The following is a 4,014-nucleotide window of genomic DNA, read 5'->3' on the forward strand; positions in this document are numbered from 1 at the left end:
CCGAATCCCATGAGAATGAGTCCGACCAACAAAATCCAGGCTGTCGTTGCCATTCCCATAATGATGAGGCCGACCGGGAAAATCAAAGAGGCCACAGTAATCACAGATTTAGTGCCTAACTTATGAATGAGTCGTCCGCCAAATTGTCCAGCGAGAATGGATCCCACCGTGGAGCCAAGGAAGATAAACCCAAACTGCCCATTATTAATTCCAAGAATCGCCTTGATTTCCGGAATGCGAGGCACCCATGCCATGTTGACGACCCCCATAAGAAAGAAGGAAATCCATACAGCTTTATGAGCACGTTGACCGCGGGCAAGATCTGACTTCACGATGAGAAACCTATCCTCTAATCTTGCTAACTGTGGAGCACATACTCGAAAAGTCGGCTGTAAAACGAGTGGCAGTAGCAATGGAGGGGCTTGGTATTGCAGGGCCGATAACTGTCCTCAGTGATACCGCTCGTACCGCCCAAGATGCAGCCTCTGCGTTAGGAATTGAAGTCGGGCAGATTGCTTCATCACTGATCTTTCAAACTCCCGAAGAGGAAACTTTGTTGATCATCACAAGTGGTCGCCACCGCGTCGATACCGAACTCGTCGCTCGCAACCTTGGCTATAGCGAGCTAGGACGTGTGGATGCAGCATTCGTAAAAGAGTTCTCTGGCTTTTCAATTGGGGGTGTCAGTCCCATTGGATGGACCAACAAGCCAGATATCACTTTGATCGATGAGGCCCTCAATGATTATGAGGTGGTGTGGGCTGCGGCTGGCCACCCACATGGAGTCTTTCCTACAACCTTTGCCGAGTTGCAAAAGGCAACATGCGCTTCGCCATCGATTGTTTCTTATGAATAAAACAATCTTCTATTTATTTACAATTAAACGAAGTGCCATGCCATTTGCTTTTACCCAAATGGCATGGGGCCGGCGAACTGCTCGACATATTCCAGGAGTCACATTTGCAAAGCTCATGGGAACTGGAACAGGGAGAACTTTCACCCCAAGCGATGCAGATTTGAAGCAGTGGGCCATCCTCTTTGTTGCAGAGGACATCAATCTCATTGATCAATCACCTTTTATTGAGCGATGGAAGAAACGCTCGCTCAAGGTAGATAAGTACGTTCTTAATCCGATTTCATCACATGGACAATGGTCAAAGTGTGAACCTTTTGAGATTTCGGCTCAGAGCCATAGTGGCGGCCCTGTCGTTGCGATAACGCGAGCTCGCTTGAAATGGTCGCAATCTCTTCGATTCTGGCGCTCTATCCCACCCGTGGTCGTTGACCTACACCAATCCCCCGGGCTCCTCTTTTCTATCGGAATTGGTGAAGCTCCGATTGGATTACAAGGCACCTTCTCTCTCTGGCAATCGGCAGAAGCGCTACGTGGTTTTGCATACAAGAACGCCCCTCATCGTGCGGTCATTGAAGATACCAAACGCTTTAATTGGTATAGCGAAGAGCTCTTTGCCCGCTTTGACCTCGTCAATACGGCAGACTTCCCTCATGTCTATTAGGCACTACACACCGCGCAGAAGGCGGCATGGGATTTCGCAACGCGCTCGTATCACTCTAGGTGCTGCTCTTGCGCTGACAATTTTCCTGCAGATTGCTTATCCGCTGACTGATGGTTCTCTTCTGCAATACATCACCATCGCAACCGTTTATGTCGGAGCCGTCTCCATGGTTCTTCATGCCTATCTTTCTTACGGCATTAAGTACGCCTCACGCTATCTTCTTATCGTTGCGCTCTTCGGATACTTCATCGAACTTCTCGGCGTTCATAGCGGGTGGCCATTTGGAATCTATAGCTATGACGAATCACTTGGATTTGCGATCGCAGGAGTTCCACTCGTGGTCCCCTTTGCATGGGTGATGATGGTGCACCCTGCACTCGTTGCAGCTCGTCGAGTGACAGCTAAGTGGACATTTATTTATGGCGGAGCGCTTCTGGCTGGATGGGATTTATTCCTTGATCCTCAGATGGTTGCCGCAGGTCGCTGGACATGGGATGTAACAGGTTCACATATTCCATTCGTACCTGACGTACCACTCTCCAATTTCTTTGGTTGGCTCCTTGCGGGATGCGCAATCATTTCGCTTTTGAATGTTGTTCTGCCTTTTGAGCGGAGAAAAGAGAGCGCAAGTTTGCGCGCGGTTACCCTTCTCCTTACCTGGGTTCTTTTCTCTGGCTTTATCGGAAATCTCTTCTTCTTCGATCGACCAGGGCTCGCCTTTCTTGGGGCTTTAGTCTTTGGCGCTTTTGCAACTCCGTTCATCTATAAGAACTGGCTTGGCGAAGCTTAAGCACAATGATCTTCTCGCTCTTTCTCCTCAACTCGCTCCTGCTTGCACTTTCGCTCATTAATTTTGCAACCATTCGAAAGCCTCTGCCCGCAGCAAATATCACAGAATCTATTCATGTGCTTTTGCCAGTTCGCAACGAGGAAGAGAACATCGAGCGAGTGGTCTCTCAGTTGGAGGCACAAGCAGGTGTAGCAAATTTAAAAGTTATTGTTATCGATGATAATTCTGAAGATCGCACCTATGAAATCGCCTCGTCATTAGCATCCGACCGAATCACAGTCATTCAAGCACCATCGCCTCAACCTGAATGGCTCGGAAAAGTCAGCGCCCTCCATTTTGCTTTCCTATCGAGTGAAAAAGCTGATATCACTATCTCTGTAGATGCAGATGTGCATTTCGCTCCTGATGCAATATCTCGTGCAGTGAGAACTCTCCTGACACATAACTTGGATTTCATTTCACCATACCCTCACCAGATTGCTCTCACCTGGGCAGAGCGCCTTGTTCAACCACTCTTGCAATGGTCGTGGATGAGCACCTTGATTTTACGAGGCGCTGAAAAGTGGCCCCTCGCCTCGACCGTCGTTTGTAACGGGCAATTCTTAGTAATGAAGACTTCTTCGCTCAGTGCGGTGGGCGGATTTGCATCTGTTGCGCATAAAGTTCTTGATGACATAGAGCTCGGTCGCTCCTTCGTTACAGGTGGATTCAAAGGTGCAGTTATTGATGGCTCTTCCATTGCGTCAACGAGAATGTATTCATCAATGAGAGAAATCCGCGAAGGGTACGGCAAGTCGTTGCATGCAGCCTTTGGCTCTCCTTTCGGATCCGTTGTTGCTGCGCTCTTTATGATCTTTACTGGTGTTCTTCCGTTTATTTATTCTCTACATGGCAACCTTCTGGCGATTGGGGCGTTAGTTGCGATAACCGGAAGTCGAATGATCTCTGCCGCCGCTTCCTCTTCGCGCATTCGTGATTCATTTCTCCATCCTGCATCGGCCGTACTCTTTATCTATCTGCTTTACTTCTCGTGGAGTAATCGAGGTAAGACTCAGTGGAAGGGGCGCACTCTATGACCGGACAGGTCGGAAAAGTGAAAGAGCCCAAGAAGATTGTCGTCATCGGGGCAGGTATAGGTGGCATGTGTGCCGCTGCTCGACTGGCGCGAGCGGGTCATAATGTCTCTATCTACGAAGCATCTGATCGCGCTGGCGGAAAATGTCGCACAGAGTGGATCGGCCGTTACGCATTCGATACAGGACCGTCGCTTCTAACAATTCCAGCAGTTTTCCGAGATTTCTTTCAACGTACCGGAAAACATATGGGTCAAGTTCTCGAGTTAGAAGCTGTCGACCCCTCTTTTGATTACCGTTTCCATGATGGTAAATCAGTTCAATTTACAAACTTATCGCGCAAGAAAACTCTCGAGTCCATCTCTGATTCATTCGGAAGCGACGCAGCGAAAGAGTGGGATCGCGTACTGCAGCGTGCTGAAACGATGTGGGATGTATCGCGAGAGCCATTTGTTGAATCCGAACTTCGCAGCCCGCTCTCGCTATTAAAGCGGAGAAATATCCTGCGTGACCTTCGCATCATTGCCCCACTTGCAACACTGCGAGATTTTGGGCTTACCAATCCCTATCTTTCGAAAATTATGGATCGCTACGCAACCTATAGTGGTTCTGATCCCCGTAAAGCTCCAGCCGT

6 protein-coding genes are annotated in these 4,014 nt (G+C 48.9%); 5 read left to right on the plus strand and 1 reads right to left on the minus strand.

The window, feature by feature from the left end; all coding sequences use genetic code 11:
• The coding region (locus ACKOVI_RS03115; protein WP_509602570.1) for an MFS transporter at positions 1 to 332 on the minus strand (332 nt) is incomplete at its 3' end.
• A 32-nt stretch (positions 333 to 364) separates the two neighbouring features.
• Here ACKOVI_RS03115 and ACKOVI_RS03120 point away from each other — a divergent pair.
• From ACKOVI_RS03120 to ACKOVI_RS03140, 5 genes are all read left to right on the plus strand, one after another.
• On the plus strand, positions 365 to 856 hold the full coding sequence (locus ACKOVI_RS03120) for a YbaK/EbsC family protein (protein WP_509602571.1): 492 nt from the start codon (positions 365 to 367) through the stop codon (positions 854 to 856).
• Positions 857 to 893: 37 nt separating this feature from the next.
• On the plus strand, positions 894 to 1,517 hold the full coding sequence (locus ACKOVI_RS03125) for a spheroidene monooxygenase (protein ID WP_509602572.1): 624 nt from the start codon (positions 894 to 896) through the stop codon (positions 1,515 to 1,517).
• Positions 1,507 to 2,307 carry a carotenoid biosynthesis protein gene (locus ACKOVI_RS03130; RefSeq protein WP_509602573.1) on the plus strand — a complete coding sequence of 267 codons (801 nt, stop codon included), beginning with the start codon at positions 1,507 to 1,509 and terminating at the stop codon, positions 2,305 to 2,307. Before ACKOVI_RS03125 ends, ACKOVI_RS03130 begins: the two co-directional genes overlap by 11 nt.
• Before the next feature lie 5 nt (positions 2,308 to 2,312).
• Positions 2,313 to 3,383 (plus strand): glycosyltransferase family 2 protein, encoded by a 1,071-nt coding sequence (locus ACKOVI_RS03135; protein ID WP_509602574.1) that lies wholly within the window; start codon positions 2,313 to 2,315, stop codon positions 3,381 to 3,383.
• Positions 3,380 to 4,014: phytoene desaturase family protein (locus ACKOVI_RS03140; protein ID WP_509602576.1), on the plus strand; the 635-nt coding region annotated here is incomplete at its 3' end. The genes ACKOVI_RS03135 and ACKOVI_RS03140, both read left to right, overlap by 4 nt.

Origin of the sequence: Candidatus Planktophila sp., assembly GCF_046070465.1 — a bacterium.
In the GTDB taxonomy this organism is placed as follows: domain Bacteria; phylum Actinomycetota; class Actinomycetes; order Nanopelagicales; family Nanopelagicaceae; genus Planktophila.